13 protein-coding genes and 1 pseudogene are annotated in these 20,390 nt (G+C 67.1%); 7 read left to right on the top strand and 7 right to left on the bottom strand.

The genetic code is table 11. The features are described 5' to 3' along the window. Window positions 1-189: 189 nt before the first annotated feature. Both VE759_RS10940 and VE759_RS10935 read left to right on the top strand, forming a co-directional pair. Complete coding sequence (locus VE759_RS10940; RefSeq protein ID WP_324931662.1) at window positions 190-1,425, top strand: cytochrome P450; 1,236 nt, start codon at window positions 190-192, stop codon at window positions 1,423-1,425. Continuing rightward, complete coding sequence (locus VE759_RS10935; protein ID WP_324931659.1) at window positions 1,425-2,009, top strand: TetR/AcrR family transcriptional regulator; 585 nt, start codon at window positions 1,425-1,427, stop codon at window positions 2,007-2,009. Before VE759_RS10940 ends, VE759_RS10935 begins: the two co-directional genes overlap by 1 nt. Here the strand turns inward: VE759_RS10935 and VE759_RS10930 are convergent. Further along, window positions 1,975-3,129, bottom strand: a complete 1,155-nt coding sequence (locus VE759_RS10930) for an acyltransferase (protein WP_324931656.1) — start codon at window positions 3,127-3,129, stop codon at window positions 1,975-1,977. The two genes, VE759_RS10935 and VE759_RS10930, sit on opposite strands and share 35 nt — an antisense overlap. Then, complete coding sequence (locus VE759_RS10925) at window positions 3,126-4,775, bottom strand: DEAD/DEAH box helicase (RefSeq protein WP_324931653.1); 1,650 nt, start codon at window positions 4,773-4,775, stop codon at window positions 3,126-3,128. Before VE759_RS10925 ends, VE759_RS10930 begins: the two co-directional genes overlap by 4 nt. A 58-nt stretch (window positions 4,776-4,833) precedes the next feature. On the opposite strand from VE759_RS10925, the gene VE759_RS10920 reads away from it, so the two are divergent. Then, window positions 4,834-5,445: an LppP/LprE family lipoprotein gene (locus VE759_RS10920; RefSeq protein ID WP_414687888.1), complete on the top strand. Its 612-nt coding sequence runs from the start codon at window positions 4,834-4,836 to the stop codon at window positions 5,443-5,445. 50 nt (window positions 5,446-5,495) lie between these two features. On the opposite strand, the gene VE759_RS10915 is transcribed toward VE759_RS10920, so the two are convergent. Further along, window positions 5,496-6,311 carry a hypothetical protein gene (locus VE759_RS10915; protein WP_324931647.1) on the bottom strand — a complete coding sequence of 272 codons (816 nt, stop codon included), beginning with the start codon at window positions 6,309-6,311 and terminating at the stop codon, window positions 5,496-5,498. A 49-nt stretch (window positions 6,312-6,360) separates the two neighbouring features. Here VE759_RS10915 and VE759_RS10910 point away from each other — a divergent pair, with 49 nt between their 5' ends. Both VE759_RS10910 and VE759_RS10905 read left to right on the top strand, forming a co-directional pair. Further along, the gene (locus VE759_RS10910; RefSeq protein ID WP_324931644.1) at window positions 6,361-9,825 is read left to right on the top strand and encodes a TM0106 family RecB-like putative nuclease; all 3,465 of its coding nucleotides are present in this window, start codon (window positions 6,361-6,363) and stop codon (window positions 9,823-9,825) included. Continuing rightward, on the top strand, window positions 9,822-11,183 hold the full coding sequence (locus VE759_RS10905) for an FAD-binding oxidoreductase (RefSeq protein WP_414687887.1): 1,362 nt from the start codon (window positions 9,822-9,824) through the stop codon (window positions 11,181-11,183). The genes VE759_RS10910 and VE759_RS10905 overlap by 4 nt, the downstream gene beginning before the upstream one ends. Here the strand turns inward: VE759_RS10905 and VE759_RS10900 are convergent. From VE759_RS10900 to VE759_RS10890, 3 genes are all read right to left on the bottom strand, one after another. Beyond that, a complete protein-coding gene (locus tag VE759_RS10900) occupies window positions 11,180-13,147 on the bottom strand; it encodes an MFS transporter (protein ID WP_324931716.1) in 1,968 nt (655 codons plus the stop codon). The two genes, VE759_RS10905 and VE759_RS10900, sit on opposite strands and share 4 nt — an antisense overlap. 102 nt (window positions 13,148-13,249) lie before the next feature. Continuing rightward, on the bottom strand, window positions 13,250-13,834 hold the full coding sequence (locus VE759_RS10895; protein ID WP_324931642.1) for a PadR family transcriptional regulator: 585 nt from the start codon (window positions 13,832-13,834) through the stop codon (window positions 13,250-13,252). A 117-nt stretch (window positions 13,835-13,951) separates the two neighbouring features. After that, complete coding sequence (locus VE759_RS10890; RefSeq protein WP_324931713.1) at window positions 13,952-15,136, bottom strand: multidrug effflux MFS transporter; 1,185 nt, start codon at window positions 15,134-15,136, stop codon at window positions 13,952-13,954. 185 nt (window positions 15,137-15,321) lie between these two features. Here VE759_RS10890 and VE759_RS10885 point away from each other — a divergent pair, with 185 nt between their 5' ends. Beyond that, complete coding sequence (locus VE759_RS10885) at window positions 15,322-16,074, top strand: hypothetical protein (protein WP_324931640.1); 753 nt, start codon at window positions 15,322-15,324, stop codon at window positions 16,072-16,074. A 235-nt stretch (window positions 16,075-16,309) separates the two neighbouring features. Further along, complete coding sequence (locus VE759_RS10880; RefSeq protein ID WP_324931637.1) at window positions 16,310-20,065, top strand: multifunctional oxoglutarate decarboxylase/oxoglutarate dehydrogenase thiamine pyrophosphate-binding subunit/dihydrolipoyllysine-residue succinyltransferase subunit; 3,756 nt, start codon at window positions 16,310-16,312, stop codon at window positions 20,063-20,065. 42 nt (window positions 20,066-20,107) lie between these two features. On the opposite strand, the pseudogene VE759_RS10875 reads toward VE759_RS10880, so the two are convergent. Then, window positions 20,108-20,390: pseudogene (locus tag VE759_RS10875) on the bottom strand (RNA polymerase subunit sigma-70); the annotation flags it as partial.

The following is a 20,390-nucleotide window of genomic DNA, read 5'->3' as shown; positions in this document are numbered from 1 at the left end:
GTCAGTTCGGCAGCTGAGGGCATCCAGTGCGAACAGAGGGCGGTACTCACGGGGCGCGTCGTCGCCCGGCTTTCACACTCGACGCCAAGCCTTCACACTCGATGCCAAGCTCTCGACGCCCCTGCCGCCGCGATCAACTAACCAAAATTAACTGTTGACAGTCGATCACTTCTGTCGTACGCATAAGACATGACAGCAACTTTGTCTCACGAGGCTCGCTTCCAGCTGTGCGACGCCACGACCTGGCCCAACCCTTGGCCCATGTACGCCGCACTGCGCGACCACGACCCCGTGCACCACGTGCTGCCGCCGAACAAACCCGACCATGACTACTGGGTGCTGTCGCGTCATGCCGACGTTTGGCAGGCCGCCCGCGACCACGAGACATTCTCGTCGGCGCACGGGCTGACCGTGAACTACGACGAACTGGAAATCATCGGATTGCGAGACAATCCGCCGTTCGTCATGCAGGACCCGCCGGTGCATACCGAGTTTCGCAAGCTCGTTTCCCGCGGCTTCACCCCGCGCCAGGTCGAGGCGGTGGAGCCCAAGGTGCGGGAGTTCGTCATCGAGCGCGTCGAGCGACTGCGCGCCGCCGGCGGCGGCGACATCGTTACGCAGCTCTTCAAGCCGCTGCCATCGATGGTTGTCGCGCACTACCTGGGCGTCCCGGAGCAGGACCGCAAGCAGTTCGACGGCTGGACCGAGGCGATCGTCGCCGCGAACACCGCATCCGGCGGCATCACCGGCGCAATGAGTACGGCGGGCGACGCGGTGGCATCGATGATGGCGTACTTCACCGAGCTCATCGAATGGCGCCGCCGCGTGCCCGCCGACGACACCATCTCGCATCTGGTGGCCGCGGGCGTCGGCGCCGACGGCGACATCAGCGGCACCCTGTCGGTGCTGGCGTTCACGTTCACGATGGTCACCGGCGGCAACGACACCACCACCGGCATGCTCGGCGGTTCCGTTCAGCTGCTGCACCAGCGGCCCGATCAGCGCCGGATGTTGGTCGAGCAACCGGCCCTGATTCCCGACGCGATCGACGAATTTCTGCGGTTGACGTCGCCGGTGCAGGGTTTGGCCCGCACCACGACGCATGACGTCACAATCGGCGACACCACAGTCCCCCAGGGCCGCAAGGTGTTACTGCTGTACGGGTCGGCCAACCGCGACGAGCGCGAGTACGGCCCGGACGCCGGCGAACTCGACGTGACACGGCGGCCACGCAACATCATGACGTTCTCCCACGGTGCCCATTTCTGCCTGGGCGCCGCCGCCGCACGGATGCAGTCGCGGGTGGCGCTGACCGAATTGCTCACCCGCTGCCCGGATTTCGAGGTCGACGAGGCCAACATCGTGTGGGCGGGCGGCAGCTACGTGCGGCGTCCGCTGTCGGTGCCATTGCGGGTGACAACCTGATGGCCGGCGACTGGCTGGCCGCGCGCCGCACCGAGGTGGCCGCCGACCGGATTCTCGACGCTGCAGGAGAGCTGTTCGCCACGCGCGGTGTCGCCGCCGTCGGCATGCACGAAATCGCCAATGCCGCAGGGTGTTCGCGCGCAACGCTGTACCGGTATTTTGACAACCGCGAGACGCTGCGCACCGCCTATGTGAACCGCGAAACCAACCGGCTGAACCAACAGATCATCGAGGAGATCACCGGCATCGACGATCCGCGCCACCGCCTGATCGCCGGGGTCATGGGCGCGTTGCGGCTGGTGCGACAAAGCCCCGCGCTTGCGGCATGGTTTGCGACCAACGAGGCTCCGGTCGGCGGCGCGATAGCAGAGCAGTCCGAACTCGTGCAGGCACTGACGGCCGCGTTCCTGATCTCACTGGGGTCCGACGAGCCCGGCGTGGTCGCGCGCCGCGCTCGCTGGCTGGTACGGGTGATGACGTCGCTGTTGATCTTCCCGGGCGCGGACGAGGCCGACGAGCGCGCGATGATCGAGGAGTTCGTCGTGCCGATCATCGAGCCCGCGGGGGCGGCGCAACGCGGGTAAAGCGGTGCAGCACCCAGGCGAGGGGCAGCGTGATGGCGAGTGTCACGACGAACAGAACCACCATGTTGCCGGTGTAGATCGGCCAGCGCAGTACCTCGACCATCGCGATCTCCATCACGACGAGGTGGATCAGGAAGATTTCGTAGGAGATCTCCCCCAGCCACACCATCGGCCTGGTGGCCAGTAGCCGGGCATACCAACCGCGATCGCCCAGCGCCAGCGGGGCAACGGCGAGCACGGCGATCGCCGCATAGAACGCGGCCTTGGCCAACGCCTCCCACGTCTTGGCCGGTGACGTCGTCGGCGCGCCGGCGATCGGCGTCGACGCGATGAAGTAACAGATCACCGCCAGCGGTAGGCATGCGAACGCATACCAGCGCACGCCAACCACAGACAGCACGGACAGCATCATCCCGCCGACGAACCAGACCAGATAAGTAGGCAGCCACAGTCGCGCCCCGTCGGGCAACAAGTCGGTGGTGTGCACCAACACGATCCAGCCCGGCGTCGCGAGCACAAGCACACCCAACCCCGCCAGCAGCAGTCCCGGGCGCCAGCGGCGCCGGCACAAGACGACGAGCAGCAGGTAGGTCAGCAGCGGCAGGACGACGTAGAAAGCCACCTCGACCGCCAGGCTCCACATCTGGGTGAGGCCCTGATGGATGTAGGCGTAGAAGTAGTGGTCGGTGTAGGTCTGTGTCAGCGTCAGGTTGCGCAGCAGCCCCGACCAGGTGTGGCCGGGATTCGGTCCGGCGGTGCGCCAGTGGTACACGAGGTAGGCGATCACGACCGTGGCGACGTAGGCGGGCATGATGCGGCGCACCCGGTGCCATCCGTAGCGAGCAACTGACGGCGGTGGCCGGTCCTCGGCAAGCGCCTTGACCCAGGGCCGGAACAGCAAGAAACCCGACAGCACAAAGAAGATCGGCACGCCGATCTCCATCCGGGAGTAGACCAGCCCGACGTAGCCGTGCGTGTACTTGCCGCTGGTGTAGGCCGCATGGGTGGCCATCACGAGAAGCGCTGCGACGGCGCGGATTCCGGTCAGCGAGGCCACCCGCTCGGCGGTTGAGATCGATTCGAGGCCGCCCTGAGCGTCGATATCCTTGGAAAGCGTCATCGCGGCTTCCGTCGACCGCCATCGCGCTGCAGGTTTATCAGCACACCCGAAATCCGGGTCTTTTCAAGCGCTTTCAGCGTCTCGCGCGGTAGTTTGGCAGGCAGCTCAACCAGCGAGTGATCGGATCGGATGGTGATGTGCCCGAAGTCGCTGCGGTGCAGGCCGCCCTCGTTGGCGATCGCACCGACGATGTGCCCAGGACCCACTTTGTGCCGTTTGCCGACCGCGATGCGGTATGTCGCCATACCCTCGCCGGGAGGCCTTTTCGGCCGCTGCGGACGCTCGGCGCGCTTTTCCGGCGGCGGCTCGGGCGCCATCAGGAACTCTTCGCCATCGCGTGATTGCACCGCCAGCGCCGCGGCGATGTCGGCCATTGGGACGTCGTTGTCGCGCTCGTAGTCCTCGATCAGTCTGCGAAACATCTCGATGCTCGGCGCGCCCAGCGCGCCGGTGATCGAGTCACGGAACTTCGCTACCCGCTGGGCGTTGACGTCCTCGACGGTCGGCAGCCGCGCCTCGGTCAGCTTCTGCCGGGTCGCCTTCTCGATCTGCCGCAGCAGATGCGTTTCCCGGGGGGTGACGAACAGCAGTGCGTTTCCGGATCGGCCGGCGCGGCCCGTGCGGCCGATGCGGTGCACGTAGGACTCGGCGTCCTGGGGGATGTCGTAGTTCAACACATGGGAGATGCGGTCGACGTCCAGGCCGCGCGCGGCGACGTCGGTGGCGATGAGGATGTCGACGCTGCCGTCGCGCAATGCGGTGATCGTGCGCTCGCGCTGCGCCTGCGGGATGTCACCGTTGATCGCCGCGGCCGAAAACCCGCGCGCCTTCAGCCTTTCGGCAACCTCTTCGGTGGCCTGCTTGGTGCGAACGAAGACGATCATCGCCTCGAACGGCTCGACTTCGAGCACGCGAGTCAGCGCGTCCATCTTGCGCGGGCCGGCCACCTGAATATAGCGCTGCGAAATGTTCTCGGCCGTCGTTGTTTTCGCTTCGACCGTGACCTCGACGGGCTCGTGTAGGTACTTCGACGTGATCGCCCGGATGGCCGGCGGCATCGTCGCCGAGAACAGCGCGACTTGCTTGTACTCGGGGGTGTCGGCGAGGATGCGTTCGACGTCCTCGGCGAAGCCCATGTTCAGCATTTCGTCGGCCTCGTCGAGCACCAGATAGTCGACCCGCGACAGGTCAAGCGTGGCGCGTTCGAGATGGTCGATCACCCGGCCCGGAGTGCCGACGACGATCTGAGCGCCGCGCTTGAGGCCGGCGAGCTGCACACCGTAGGACTGGCCGCCGTAGATCGGCAGCACATTGAGGCCGCGCAGGTGCGCGCCGTAGCGGCCGATCGCCTCGGCGACCTGCAACGCCAGCTCACGGGTGGGCGCCAGCACCAGCGCCTGGGTCACGTGGCTGGCGGTGTCGATCTTCGACAGGATCGGGATCGCGAACGCCGCGGTCTTGCCGGTGCCGGTCTGCGCCAGCCCCACCACGTCATCGCCGTCCAGCAGCGCGGGGATCGTCGCCGCCTGGATTGCCGAGGGCGTCTCGTAACCGACGTCGGCGACGGCCCGCAGCACCGCGGGGTGGATCTGCAGGTCGGCGAACGTGGGGACAGAACTCGACGAGCCCTGGTCAGGGAAGGCCATCGCGTTGCAGTTTAGTGCCCGCACCTCGTCGGCCCCGCCTGCCGGGAACTGGCGGCTGATGGCGGTACGGTGCGCTTTTGTGGAAGCGATCAGGGTGTCCGTTGTCGCCGCCGTGGCCGCGACAACGCTCGCCGCGTGCGGTTCGGGCGATTCGACCGTCGCGAAGACGCCGGAGCCCACCACCCCGCGCACGGTGGTGGCGACGGCCGTTCCGGCGCCACCACCGGCGCCACCACCGACGCCGCCGCCGGTGGCCGCACCGAGCACGACCATCGCACAGCCGGCCGACCCGTGCTCGGTGAACCTGGCCGCGCCGGAGATCGCCAAGGCCGCGGCCGCGTTGCCGCCGGATCCCCGCAGCAAGCAGAGATGGAGTGCCGAGCCGATCGCCGGGAACTACAACGAGTGCGCACAGTTGTCGACAGTGGTCGTGAAGGCCAACACCAACGCCGACAACCCAAATACCCGCGCGATCATGTTTCACCAGGGCAAGTTCATTCCGACCGGTGTACCGGACACGTTCGGCTTCAATGGGATCGATGCGTCGCAAAGCACCGGCGACACCATCGCGCTGAAGTACTCCAACGGAATCCCGGGCCTGGACAGCATCGTGCGATTCCGCTGGAACGGCGGCGGTGTCGAGCTGATCGGCAATGTGCCGGCCGGCTGATCCGCGACACTCCAACGGCCGCGACGACGCGCCGTGAGCGCCGCGGCCGGTTAAGTTTCGGCGGGGTTCGGGAAGAGCCAGCGCATGATCGCCCCGGCCACCACGCCGACGGCGATCAACGCGATTCCCGCCGCGTCCGGTAATGCTTCGGTGACCCATCCGGCGATGCCGATGCCAACCACGAACGCCGGCAGCCAGTCCAGCAGGCGAGCGAACGACGGCAGCGGCTCCGTCGGCTCCCCCGCCTTGGCCAACATCTTCGCCCTCGCATAGTCGGGGTAGAACTCCGTGACCGCGACAGCGGCGAACGTGGCCGCCAATTGCAGGATCCAGCCCGTCCAGAAGTTGTCGCCGTCGTGCCACACCGCGTCGCCGAACACACCGACCACCGTGGAGAACAAGAAAGCGCCCGCCCACACCGTGGTCAGCACATAGTTCACGCGCAGGAACAGCGGGCTGTTCCAATACTCCGGCGCGACGGCATCGCGAGCGTAGGCCATCGTGAAGGGTCGGCGAATCACCAGAGTGACGATCGCGAAGGCGGCCAGCGCGGCGTTCGTCAGTTCACCGGACCACAACTCGAGCCAGCGGATCGTTTCATCCGGCGCGAATATTCCGAACGCCGCGAAGACCCCAAAGACCGCGGCGCCGAAGACCTCGAGGGTATGAATGCGGATCCCGCGGCGATAACCGACCCACATCACCAGCAAGGTCAGCCCAAGCGCGGCGGCCGCGGCCTGCTCGAACCGGCCCGGTCCCGACAGCACAGCCATCAAAATCCATGGCGCGATGCCGGAGAACGGCGACCGCAAGAAGCCGTCGATGAAACCCGTTGATTCGGTGGGCAGCTCCCCGGAATCCGACATAGCCGAACACTAGCGCGGGGCTGTCGGTTCCCGGGCCTACAGTGACAGCGTGTTCGTCGTCGACGACAACAGCATGAAAAGCGTTGTCTACAGCGCATCCGACTTGGCCGCCGCGGCCCGATGCGAGTACGCGCTGCTGCGGGGGTTCGACCATAAGCTGGGCTGGGGCCCGCCGCCGGAGGCCGACGACGACCTGCTGGTGCGCACGGCGCAACTCGGTGCGGAGCACGAGCAGCGCCGGCTCGCCGAACTGCGGCAGCGGTTCGCCGGCGGGGTGGTGGGCATCGGGCGGCCGGCGTTCACGGTCGCAGGGCTTACGGCTGCGGCCGAGGCGACCCGGCGCGCGATCCGCGCGGGCGCACCGGTCATTTACCAAGCCGCGATGTTCGATGGCCGGTTCGTCGGGTTCGCCGACTTTGTGGTCAGGGACGGCGAGCGGTATCAGGTCTGCGACACCAAGCTGGCTCGCTCCGCGAAGGTGCCCGCGCTGCTGCAGCTGGCCGCCTACGCTGACGCGCTCGCCGCTGTCGGCGCGAAAGTCGCGCCCGAGGCCGAGCTTCTGCTCGGCGATCGCACCGCGGTCCGCTACCCGATCCGCGAGTTGCTGCCGGTGTACCACGGTCGGCGTGCCGAGCTGCAACAGCTACTCGACGACCACCTCGCCGGCGGGCGACCGGTCAGCTGGTCCGACGAGCATGTGCGGGCATGCTTCCGATGTCCCGAATGCCAGCTGCAGGTGGCGGCGCACGACGACCTGCTGTTGGTGGCCGGGATGCGGGTCAGCCAGCGGGCCAAGCTGCTCGACGCGGGAATCACCACGCTGACCGAGCTGGCCGGGCGCACCGTCGACGTGCCGGAGATGTCGGCGCGCACCGCCGAAAGCCTGACCGCGCAGGCCAAACTCCAACTGCGCGAGCGGGAAACGGCTGTGCCACAGTTCGAGGTCGCCGACTCACAGCCGCTGGGCCAGCTGCCCGAACCCGACGACCGCGACCTGTTCTTCGACTTCGAGGGCGACCCGCTGTGGACGTCCGACGGTGTCGAGTGGGGTCTGGAGTATCTGTTCGGCGTGCTGGAGGCGGGCGGGCGGTTCCGGCCGCTGTGGGCCCACGACCGCTCGGGTGAGCGCAAGGCGCTCACCGACTTTCTGGCATTCGTGGCCAAGCGGCGGCGGCGCTACCCGAAAATGCACATTTACCATTACGCGGCCTACGAGAAGACCGCGCTGTTGCGGCTGGCGGGACGGTACGGCGCAGGCGAGGACGAGGTCGACCAGCTGCTGCGCGACGGCGTACTCGTCGACCTGTATCCGTTGGTGCGCAAAAGCATTCGGGTCGGCGCCAGTTCGTACGGCCTGAAGGCGCTGGAGCCGCTGTACCTCGGCCACCGTGTTGGCGACGTGACCACGGCCGCGGACTCGATCACCGAATACGCGCGCTACTGCCAGTTGCGTGACAACGGACAGGCCACAGAAGCCGCCGGGGTGCTGGACGCGATCGCGGAGTACAACCGTGCCGACTGCGAATCCACGCGCAAGCTGAGGGACTGGCTGCTGATGCGGGCCTTCGAGTCTGGCGTCACACACCTGACCAAGCCGGCGGCGCTCGAAGATGTCGAGCCGGAGGCCGTGGATCCGCTCGGCCAAAAGCTGGCCGCCTTCGCCGGCGACGCCACCGTCGCCACGCGCAGCGCCGAGCAGACCGCGGTCGCGCTGGTGGCGGCCGCACGCGGCTATCACAAGCGCGAGACGAAGCCGTTCTGGTGGGCCCACTTTGACCGTCTCAACAATCCCGTCGATGAGTGGGCCGACACATCGGGGGTGTTCGTCGTCACCGAGGCCGAAGTGGTCGCCGATTGGCACACGCCGAAGCGGGCCCGCAAGCCGCAGCGGCACGTGAAGCTGCGCGGCGACCTCGCCGGCGGTGTGCTCGACACCCACGTGTTCGCGCTCTACGACCCACCCGCGCCGAAGGGGATGGTCGACGGCGATCCGGATCGGCGGGGCTTTGGCGACGCAGAGATCATCACCGCCGTCGAAACCGACGGCGTGCCAACTGAAGTCGTCATCCGCGAGCGGGCCGCCAAAGACGGTGAGCAGTTCAGTCAGCTGCCGACGGCGCTGACGCCCGGACAGCCCGTGCACACCGGAAAGCTGAACGAGGCGATCGAATCCGTCGCCGACGAGGTGGCCGCGGGCCTCGGGGAGACATCTGCCGTCTGCGGGGGACCACCGCAGTTACCCCACAACGCCGTCATGGACATCCTGTTGCGCCGTGATCCCCGCACCTGCCGCGGTGCGCCGTTGCCGCACAGCGCGGACGACGTCGACGACATCACCGCTGCGCTGCTCGATCTGGACTCGTCGTATCTGGCCGTGCACGGGCCGCCGGGAACGGGCAAGACCTACACCGCAGCCAACGTGATCGCCGCGCTGGTGAACGAACACGGTTGGCGCGTCGGTGCCGTCGCGCAGTCGCACGCCGTCGTCGAAAACCTGCTCGACTGCGTCGTCGAGGCGAAGGTGGACCCGCAAGTCGTGGCCAAGAAGAAGTCGCCTTACGGGCAGGGCGGCAGCGCGTGGCGGCAGATCGGCGACAACGACTACGCCGCATTCCTGGCGTCAGCGTCCGACGGCTGTGTCGTCGGCGGTACCGCCTGGGACTTCGCCAACAGCACCCGGATACCACCACGCACCCTGGATCTGCTGGTCATCGACGAGGCCGGCCAGTTCTGTCTGGCCAACACGATCGCGGTGTCGCCGGCGGCTCGGAACCTGTTGCTGCTCGGGGACCCCCAGCAGCTGCCGCAGGTCAGCGCCGGCACGCATCCCGAGCCCGTCGACGCGTCCGCGCTGGGCTGGCTCGTCGAGGAACACACCACGCTGCCGAACCGGCGCGGCTACTTTCTCGAGCGTTCCTATCGCATGCACCCGGCGGTGTGCGGCCCGGTGTCAGCACTTTCGTACGGCGGGCGGCTGCGGTCGAACGACGTTGCCGCAGAACGTCGTCTCGACGGATATCCGCCGGGCGTGCGGACGCTGCTGGTCGACCACGACGGCAACGCCACCGACAGCCCGCAGGAAGCGCGACGCATCGTCGCCGAGATCAACCGGTTGCTGGGCAGGCAGTGGACGGATGAGAACGGGACCCGGCCGCTGACCGCAGGCGATGTGCTCGTGGTGGCGCCGTACAACGCTCAGGTACTGCGGCTGCGCGGATGCCTGCAGGCCGCCGGCCTCGACGGCGTCGCGGTCGGATCAGTCGACAAGTTCCAGGGACGTCAAGCCCCGGTGGTGCTCGTGTCGATGACGGCCTCGGCGGTGGAGGACGTACCGCGCGGAATGTCGTTTCTGCTCAACCGAAAGCGGCTCAACGTCGCGATCAGCCGTGCGAAGTACGCGGCGGTGATCGTGCGCTCGCCGACGTTGACGAAGTATCTGCCCGCCACTCCGGGCGGGCTGATCGAGCTCGGCGCGTTCCTGTCGTTGTCAAGCGATGAGACGGCCACTCGGTGAGCGACGGGACGTTGGCGAAGCGCCTGGCCGCGATCGTCGGTGCTGCGCACGTCAGCACAGACCCCGACGTGCTGGCCGGCCGCAGCATCGACCACACCGGGCGCTACCGCGGGCGTGCCGCCGCGCTGGTGCGGCCCGGCACGGCCGAGGAGGTGGCCGAGACGCTGGGTGCGTGCCGCGATGCCGGCGCTTATGTAACGGTGCAGGGCGGCCGCACGTCGCTGGTTGCGGGCACGGTGCCCGAGCACGATGACGTGTTGCTCTCGACCGAACGGCTCACGGCCGTGGGCGATCTCGACACCAGCGATCGCCGAGTCCGGGTGGGAGCCGGCGTGACGCTGGCGGCGGTGCAGCAAGCCGCCGCGGGTGCCGGGCTGCTGTTCGGCGTGGACCTGGCGGCGCGTGACTCGGCCACCGTCGGTGGCATGGCGTCGACGAACGCCGGCGGCCTGCACACGGTGCGGTACGGCAATATGGGCGAGCAGGTGCTAGGTCTGGAAGTCGTGCTGCCCGACGGCTCACTGCTGCACCGGTACAGCCGTGTTCGCCGCGACAACACCGGCTACGACCTGGCCGCCCTGTTCGTCGGCGCCGAGGGCACACTGGGCGTCATCACCGGGCTGGACCTGCGCCTGCATCCGGCACCCACGCACCGCATCACCGCAGTGTGCGGGTTTGCGGAGCTGACCGCGCTGGTGGCTGCGGCCCGGCAATTCCGCGACCTCGATGGCGTCGCCGCGCTGGAGATGATCGACAGCCGCGCATGCGCGGTCACCGCCGAACGCCTCGACGTGGCCGCCCCAATTGACGCGCCGTGGCTGCTGTTAGTCGAACTGGCCGGCAGCTCAGAGTTGACGGAGCGGCTGGCCGACGCGCTGGACGGCGTCGACCTGTCCGGGGAGCCGGCCGTCGGCATGGACGCCAGCGCGCAGCAGCGACTATGGCGGCTACGTGAGGCGGTCACCGAGATTCTTGGCGCATTTGGGCCGCCACTGAAATTCGATGTGTCGCTTCCACTCTCCTCGGTGGCGGCGTTCGCGCGGGATTCAACCGAACTTGTCGCCGCGCATGCGCCCGACGCGATACCGGTGCTGTTCGGACACATCGGCGAGGGCAACCTTCACCTGAACCTGTTGCGGTGCTCGCTGGGCGGCGACCGCGAGCGCGCGCTGTATGAGGACATGATGGGCCTGATCGCCGGCAGCGGCGGCAATGTCAGCTCGGAGCACGGCGTAGGCAGTCGCAAGCGTGACTACGTCGGGATGTCGCGGGAACCGGCGGACATCGCTGCGATGCGCGCGGTCAAGAACGTGTTCGATCCGACGGGATATCTCAACCCCGCCGTGTTGTTCGGCTAGTCCCTCACCGCGTGCCGGCCATAGCTATCCGGATCGGGGTCGTCGCGGTAGTGACGAGGCTTGGCCTGGGTACGGTGGTGCGCGCCAGCGCCGGCGCCAGTGCTGTTACCCGGATCGCTCCTGCGCGCGACCTGGTGCAGGTCACGGAACAAGGGCTCGCGGTCGGCGTGAAAACCATTGTGCGCGAAGCCTATCGGCTCGACTCGCTCGTCCCGCCACGACTCCCAGCCTTCTTCCGGCCACGACTCCCCGCCTTCTTCCGGCCACGACTCAACGGGTTCTTCCGGCCCCGGCGAGACGGGGTCGAAATGCCAAGATTCGAACGGATCATCGTCTCCTTGGTGCGGCGACAGCGTGCCGGCGCTGGCGACGCCAGCGGACATCGGCTCGGTGACCTCGTCATCGAGGCGCACCTCCTCCGCCGACACCGTGTACTCGACGTAGTCGTCGTCGTCGAATATGTACTCCTCGGGCTCCCGCAACATCGACAGCTTTTCCGTGTAGCCCTCGCCGTCGTCGACGCCGACCGCCGCTTCCTCCCCAGTCTGATGAGGCTGCCGATCGCCCCGCGAATTCCGGGCCGCGAGCATGTACAACGCGGCGATCACGCCGAACAGCGCGACGAACGCCGGCAACAACACCGACTGCGACATCGCACCGGCAAACGGCACATGCAGGAAATCGGGCAGCTGCGTCACCGACCCCTGCGACATGCTGGTCCCGCCGTCCGGCATCGGCGGCACCTCGGCACTGAGCCGCCACGTCATCAGCGCGGCCATGCTGGCGCTGCCCAGCACCGAGCCGACCTGCCGGATTGCGTTGTACACACCAGAGCCCGCACCCGCCAGGTCGGGCGGCAGATTACGCGTGGCCGTCGCGGCCAACGGAGCCCAGATGAACGCCATCCCGATTCCCATCAGCATCTGAGGCAGCGCCAACCGCCAGATCGGGGTGGTCGGAGTCATCTCGATCGACAGCCAGGTCAGTGCGATCGCCAGCACCGCGAAACCTGCGCCGATGACCGGGCGCGGGTGGGTCCTGTCGACGATCCTGCCGACGAACGGAGCGAGCACCAACGCCGCTATCGCCGTCGGCGCGCCGACCAGCGCCGCGCGGGTGGGCGAGAGTCCGCATACCGCCTGCAGATAGAACATCAACGGCAGCATCAACGCGACGGCCACGAACCCCATGACCGCGATGCCCAGGTTGGACAGGCCGAAATTGCGGTCGGAGAAAATCCGCGGCGGAATCAACGGCTCGTTCTTGTTGGCCACCTGCCAGAAGACGAACGCTGCCACGAATGCGATGCCGCCGGTCATCGTGCCCCAGATCCATGAGGCCCAGTGGTGTGATTGACCCTCCTGCAGAGCGAACACGATGAGGAACATGCCGATGCCCGAGAGCAGTACGCCGAGCAGGTCGAAGCGATGACGCTGGATGGACAGCGTCGGGATCAGCCACACCGCTAGGCCAAGGCCGATCAAGCCAATTGGCACGTTGACGAAGAAAATCCATTGCCAGCCGAGCGCGTCGACCAGGACCCCGCCGGCCAGCGGTCCGAGCAGGGTGGCCACTCCGGCGGTGGCTCCCCACACGCTCATGGCCACTCCCCGCCGCTCGGCCGGGAAGATGCGAGTGATCATGGACAACGTCTGCGGGGTCAGCAGCGCGGCACCGACGCCCTGCACAACTCGCGCCGTGATCAGCATCTGTATGGAGCCGGCGAGGCCGCACCACAACGACGATGCGGTGAAGACCGCCAAGCCGACCAAATACAGGTTCTTCGGGCCGAAGCGGTCACCGAGCCGACCCGCCACGAGCAACGGCACCGTGTAGGCCAGCAGGTAGGCGCTGGTCACCCAGATCACCGCGTCGTAATCCGCGTTGAGCTTGTCCTTGATGACAGGGTTGGCCACCGCCACGATCGTCGCGTCGACGAGGATCATGAAGAAACCGACCATCATCGCCCACAGCGGCCGCCACGGGTTCGCCCGCAGGTCCTCGTCCCGCGCGGGCCCGCGAATCGGCCCTGAGACCACGGCCCTACTCAATTTCCCACCTCATGTTCAGCTCACTTTGATGGTCTCGGGTTCCATGGCGGCCCGCCACTGAAGCCGTCCCGAGCGCAACGACTCAACAAACTGGCGCAGCCACTCGACCTTGGCTTCCGTCGTCGCCAGCAAGTAATCGAGCGCCACCAAATAGATAGCTGGCGCGGTCGCCGCCTCCCGCAGTGCCGTCATCTCGGCCACGCTGGCCTCCAACGCGGCGATCCGGCGCTGCACCGCGTCGACGGCGGTGTCGAAGTTGAGATTGTGAATCTCGGCCAGCGCGACGACGAATCTGGGAAATTCGTTGACAGGGGTGGCCACCAGCTCGCGCACCCGCTCGGTCAGCGCCTCCGCACCGGCGTCGGTCAACTCGTATGTGGTTCGCTCCGGCCGATTTCCGTTGCGGCCGATGCCAACTGGGCGGATCAACTTCTCGTCGGCCAACCGGTACACGACGTGATAAAGCGATCCAGGCCGGACCTTGAGAATGCGAGCCTCGTGCCGGGCGGTCAACATCTGGAACATCTCATAGCCGTGCATCGGCCGCTCGCGCAGCAGCGCCAACACTGAGATACCCAACGACGTCAACTGGTATGCCATCTAGCGATCCCGCCCTATTCGATGTTGACTACTCCGGCCGGAGTAATACGACGCGACGCTACGGAATGGTGTTCGCCGAGACAACCCGAGCGGTCTTGCCAGGGGCTACCCGGTGGGCTATGCCGCCTCGGCGGTCGTCTCGCGCCGCGAGCCGGAAAGATTCACCGACAGCAGCGCCAGCAAGGCGACGACCATCCCGGTCATCATCACCACAGCCAGCGCGAATGCGTCGTTACCCAGCACGCCGACCACGGGTGCCACCGCGGCGCCGAGGCCGAACTGCGCCGCGCCGAGCAGCGCCGCCGACGTGCCCGCGGCCTCGTGATGCCGGGACAACGCGATGGCAGGCGCATTGGGGATGACGCAGCCCATCGCCGCGAGGATGGTCAGCACGGGTATCAAGAAGCCCGGCAGCCCACCGGTCGCCGACACCGCCAGCGCGACGAACAGCGCGCCCGCGGCCACCGCGGCGACCAATGCCCACATCACAATGGCCGACGGCGAAAACCGTCTGAGCAGCAGGACATTGAACTGTGTGGCGCCGATTAGCGCAACCGCCCCAGCGCCGAACACCAATGCGAACGTCTGTTGGTCCAACCCATAGCGGCCCTCCAGCACGAATGACGCTCCGGCGATGTAGGCGAACAACGCCGACATGCCCAGCGCCGCGACAAGCACCAGGGTCACAAATCTCACATCGCGCAGCAGCTGCCCGGATGTCGCCGCGATCGCACCGACCTTCAGGGGCCTGCGATGCGCCTGTGGCAATGTTTCCGGCAGCGCCGTAGCAGCCAGCACCAAAAGTCCGCCGGCAAGCACCACCAGCACCACGAACACCCAGTGCCATGACGCGTGCAACAGCACTGCAGCGCCAAGCGACGGGGCGATGACCGGTGCGGCGCCGAGCACCAGAATCAGCCGTGACAGCACCGTCGCAGCCGCGGAGTCGTCGAACAGGTCACCGACGACGGCGATCGCGACGACCATCGCGGCGGACGCGCCGATGCCTTGCAGCACGCGCCCCGCACCGAGCAGCTCAATGTTCGGCGCGAAGATGCACAGCACCGAGGCCAGCATGTGCAGCACGATGCCGGCCATCAGCGGCCGCCGGCGGCCGACCGAGTCCGACAGCGGACCGACGATCAGCTGGCCCAACGCCAGCCCGGCCAGCGTGCCGGTCAGCGTCAGCTGCGCCACCGAGGACGAGACGGATAGGTCGTCGGCGATCTTTGGCAGCGCCGGCAGGTACATGTCAATCGTCAGCGGGCCGAGCGCGACCAACGCGCCCAGCACCACAATCATCCGGGCCCGATTCGGCTCGGCCGGCGATGCGGCAGCCGCAGGCTCGGCGCGGTCGGTCGTCAACTCCACATGGATGATGTTGCCATGGAAGTTGTTAGCGCCGCTTCTCAATATTTTGTTCCTGGGATCCGCTTGTGGATCGATGGCAGTAGCCTGAAAGTCAGTCCGTCCGCAGGGAGGCAACCATGAGCGCCGACCGCAGGTCCAGCGCGTCACAACCGGCCGCCAGCCCCGACGAGAAACCCGGCGCCGTCGCGCGGGCCCTGTCCCAGATTCTCGAGCGCAGCGCCCGCGTGCAGGGGCCAGCCATCGAGGCGTACGTGCAGCGGCTGCGCCGCGCCCATCCCGATGCCTCACCGGCCGAGATCGTCACCAGGCTCGAGAGGCACTACCTGGCCGCCGTGATGGCCAGCGGTGCCGCCGTCGGCTCCGCGGCGGCATTCCCGGGAATCGGCACATTGGCCGCGATGTCGGCGGTGGCAGGCGAAACCGCGCTCTTTCTCGAGGCCACCGCGGTGTTCGTGCTGGCCGTCGCCGGCGTGTACGGTATCCCGGCCGACCATCGCGAGCGACGCCGCGCCCTGGTGTTGTCGGTGCTCGTCGGCGAGGACAGCCGCCACGCGGTCGCCGACCTCGTCGGCCCTGGCCGCACGCGAGGCGCGTGGATCACCGAATCTGCCGCGACTCTGCCGCTGCCGACCATCTCGCAGCTGAACAACCGGCTGCTGAAGTACTTCGTCAAGCGCTACACGCTCAGGCGCAGCACCATGGTGCTCGGCAAAATCCTGCCAGCGGGTATCGGGGCCGTGGTCGGCGGCGTCGGCAACCGGATGACGGGCAAGAAGATCATCGCCAACGCGCGCAAGGCCTTTGGTCCCCCACCCAACCGGTGGCCGGTCTCGCTGCTCGTGCTGCCGACGGCCACCTCGTCGAATTAGCGGCCAAACACCGTTCACAGAACGGGCGTACTGTTGGAAATAGCGCGGTCGGGAATCATGCCAGCATGGTCGGCGAGACGACCAACGCGTTAGCCTTTATGCGGCGGAAACCGGGGCCCGGCGGGTAGGAGGCTGCGACCCAGACTAGGCAGGGACCGCCGCGTGCGAAGACGACCGCATGGGCAGGCGCTCGACGATGCTTGCCGGAGCAGAGGAATCGAGGCGAAAAGCTGCTGTGAGCAGTTCACCATCACCATTCGGGCAAAATGAGTGGCTGGTCGAAGAGATGTACCGCAAATTCCGGGACGACCCATCGTCGGTCGATCCGAGCTGGCACGAATTCCTCGTCGACTATTCGCCGGAACCCGCCACCACCGACACCGACAGTCAAGCCGGCAACGGCCGGCCTTCGGTGCCCGCGTCGGCCACCACCGCCACGCCCGAGACGTCCCAGTCGCCCGGCCACCTCGCCGCAACCACGGCTGAGCCACCCAAGGCTGAGCCACCCCAGGCTGAGCCACCCAAGGCCGAGCCACCCAAGCCCGAGCCACCCAAGGGTGAGGCTGCCAAGACCGAGGGCAAGGCGCCGCCAATTTCGACCCGGCCCGACGACGAGTTGCGCATGCTGCGCGGCGCGGCCGCTGCGGTAGTCAAGAACATGTCGGCGTCGCTGGAAATGCCGACGGCGACCAGCGTCCGGGCGATCCCGGCAAAGCTGATGATCGACAACCGGACCGTCATCAACAACCACCTCAAGCGCACTCGCGGCGGCAAGATCTCGTTCACGCACCTGATCGGCTACGCGATCGTCCAGGCGGTCAAGAAGTTCCCGAACATGAACCGCCACTACGCCGAGGTGGACGGCAAGCCCAATGCGGTCACGCCCGCGCACATCAACCTCGGGCTCGCGATCGACCTGAAGGGCAAAGACGGCACCCGGTCACTTGTCGTCGCCGGCATCAAAGCCTGCGAGACCATGCGCTTCGGCCAGTTCATCGCCAGTTACGAGGACATCGTCCGACGCGCACGCGACGGCAAGCTGACCGCCGACGACTTCGGCGGCGTGACGATCTCGCTGACGAACCCGGGCACCATCGGCACCGTGCACTCGGTGCCGCGGCTCATGCGTGGGCAGGGCGCGATCATCGGCGTCGGCGCGATGGAGTACCCCGCGGAGTTCCAGGGTGCCAGCGAGGAACGCATCGCCGACCTGGGGGTCGGTAAGCTGGTCACGCTGACGTCGACCTATGACCACCGCATCATCCAGGGTGCGGAATCCGGCGACTTCCTGCGCACGATTCACGAGCTGCTGCTCTCGGATGGCTTCTTCGACGAAATCTTCCACGAGCTCGGCATCCCGTACGAGCCGGTCCGCTGGCGCACGGACAACCCCGACTCGATCACCGACAAGAACGCCCGGGTCATCGAGCTGATCGCGGCCTACCGCAACCGCGGGCACCTGATGGCCGACATTGACCCGCTGCGGCTGGACAAGAGCCGCTTCCGCAGCCACCCCGACCTGGACGTACAAACCCATGGCCTGACGCTGTGGGATCTGGACAGGGTGTTCAAGGTCGACGGCTTCGGCGGCGCGCAGTACAAGAAGCTACGCGACGTCCTTGGGCTGCTGCGCGACGCGTACTGCCGCCACGTCGGTGTCGAGTACACCCACATCCTCGAACCGGCCCAGCAGCAATGGCTGCAGGACCGCGTCGAGGTCAAACACGAGAAGCCGACTGTCGCCCAGCAGAAGTACATTTTGAGTAAGCTCAACGCCGCCGAGGCGTTCGAGACGTTCCTGCAAACCAAATACGTGGGCCAGAAACGGTTTTCACTCGAAGGCGCCGAGACCGTCATCCCGGTGATGGACGTGGCGATCGATCAGGCCGCCGAGCACAACCTCGACGAGGTGGTCATCGGCATGCCGCACCGGGGCAGGCTCAACGTGCTGGCTAACATCGTCGGCAAGCCCTACTCGCAGATCTTCAGCGAGTTCGAGGGCAACCTGAACCCGTCGCAAGCGCACGGTTCCGGCGATGTCAAGTACCACCTCGGTGCCACCGGCACCTACCTGCAGATGTTCGGCGACAACGACATTCAGGTCTCGCTGACCGCCAACCCGTCGCACCTGGAGGCCGTCGACCCGGTGCTCGAGGGGCTGGTTCGGGCCAAGCAGGACATGCTGGACAAGGGCTCCGGCGACGAGGGCTTCACGGTGATGCCGCTGATGCTGCACGGGGATGCCGCGTTCGCCGGACAGGGCGTGGTGGCCGAAACGCTCAACCTTGCGCTGCTGCGGGGCTACCGCACCGGCGGCACCATCCACATCATCGTCAACAACCAGATCGGGTTCACCACCTCGCCTAGCGACGCCAAGTCGTCGGAGTACTGCACCGACGTCGCGAAGATGGTTGGGGCGCCGATATTCCACGTCAACGGCGACGATCCGGAGGCGTGCGTGTGGGTGGCGCGACTGGCCGTGGACTTCCGGCAGAAATTCAAGAAGGACGTCGTCATCGACATGCTGTGCTACCGCAGGCGCGGGCACAACGAGGGTGACGACCCGTCGATGACCCAGCCGTACATGTACGACGTGATCGACACCAAGCGCGGCGCCCGCAAGACCTACACCGAAGCCCTGATCGGTCGCGGCGACATCTCGATCAAGGAAGCCGAGGACGCGCTGCGCGACTACCAAGGGCAACTCGAGCAGGTGTTCAACGAGGTCCGCGAGCTGGAGAAGCAGGAGATCGAGCCGAGCGAGTCGGTGGAGTCGGAGCAGCAGCTTCGCAAGGGCGTGAACACCGCGGTTGAAAAATCGCTGCTGGCCAGGATCGGCGACGCGCACCTCGCCCTGCCGGAGGGCTTCAACGTGCATCCGCGGGTGAAGCCGGTGTTGGAAAAGCGCCGCGAGATGGCCTACAACGGCAAGGTCGACTGGGCGTTCGCGGAACTGCTGTCGCTGGGCACACTCGTGGCCGAGGGCCACACCGTGCGGCTGTCCGGCCAGGACACCCGCCGCGGCACGTTCACCCAGCGCCACTCGGTGATCATCGACCGCAAGACCGGCGCGGAGTTCACCCCGCTGCAGTTGCTCGCCACCAATGAGGACGGCACGCCGACCGGTGGCAAGTTCATGGTCTACGACTCGCCGCTCTCGGAGTACGCCCCGGTCGGCTTCGAATACGGCTACTCCGTCGGCAATCCGGAAGCAATGGTGTTGTGGGAGGCGCAGTTCGGCGACTTCGTCAACGGCGCCCAGTCGATTGTCGATGAGTTCATCTCCTCCGGCGAGGCCAAGTGGGGCCAGCTGTCCGATGTGGTGCTGTTGTTGCCGCACGGTCATGAAGGCCAGGGCCCGGACCACACGTCGGGCCGCATCGAACGCTTCCTGCAGGTGTGCGCCGAGGGCTCGATGACGGTCGCGATGCCGTCCACTCCGGCCAGCTACTTCCATCTGCTGCGCCGGCACGCCTACGACGGCATCCAGCGGCCACTGATCGTGTTCACGCCGAAGTCGATGCTGCGCAACAAGGCCGCCGTCAGCGACATCGGGGACTTCACCGAGCGCAAGTTCCGCTCGATCCTCGAAGAGCCCACCTACGAGGAGGGCACCGGCGACCGCAGCAAGGTCAGGCGCATCCTGCTCACCAGCGGCAAGCTGTACTACGAGCTGGCCGCGCGCAAGGCCAAGGATCAGCGCGACGACGTCGCGATCGTGCGCATCGAGCAGCTGTATCCGCTGCCGCAGAATCGGTTGGCGCGCACGCTGGACGCCTACCCGAACACTGAGCAGTACTTCTGGGTGCAGGAGGAGCCGGCCAACCAGGGCGCGTGGCCGACGTTCGGGCTGATCATGCCGGAGTTGCTGCCGGACAAGTTATCCGGCATCAAACGCATCTCGCGACGCGCGATGTCGGCGCCGTCGTCGGGCTCGTCGAAGGTGCACGCGGTCGAGCAGCAAGAGATCCTCGACGAGGCATTCGCCTAGTTCTATTGCCAGACACCGAAGCGGTTTGTCTCACGCAGCGGTTCATTTCCTCGGCGCCGGAGGGAAGCTGTCGGCGAGCACCGCGGCGGCGACGTGGCTGACGCGATCGGGGTCGCGGATACCCTCGATCTCCACGATCTTGCCGCCCACGACACTGAAAGCCAGCACGGCGAACGGCCGTCCGTTGACGGTGACCACCGCCCCGACCGCGCCATTCACTAGCACAGGGTGCAATTGGGCACCGCGTGGGGCGCGGGCCCACTTGGCCACGGCCTGCATGCCGCGCACGACGACCGGGGGCCGGCCGGCGCCCAGATCGGCGCGC

Origin of the sequence: Mycobacterium sp., assembly GCF_035640695.1 — a bacterium.
Classification (GTDB): Bacteria; Actinomycetota; Actinomycetes; order Mycobacteriales; family Mycobacteriaceae; genus Mycobacterium.
This window is presented reverse-complemented; position numbering and strand designations above follow the sequence as displayed.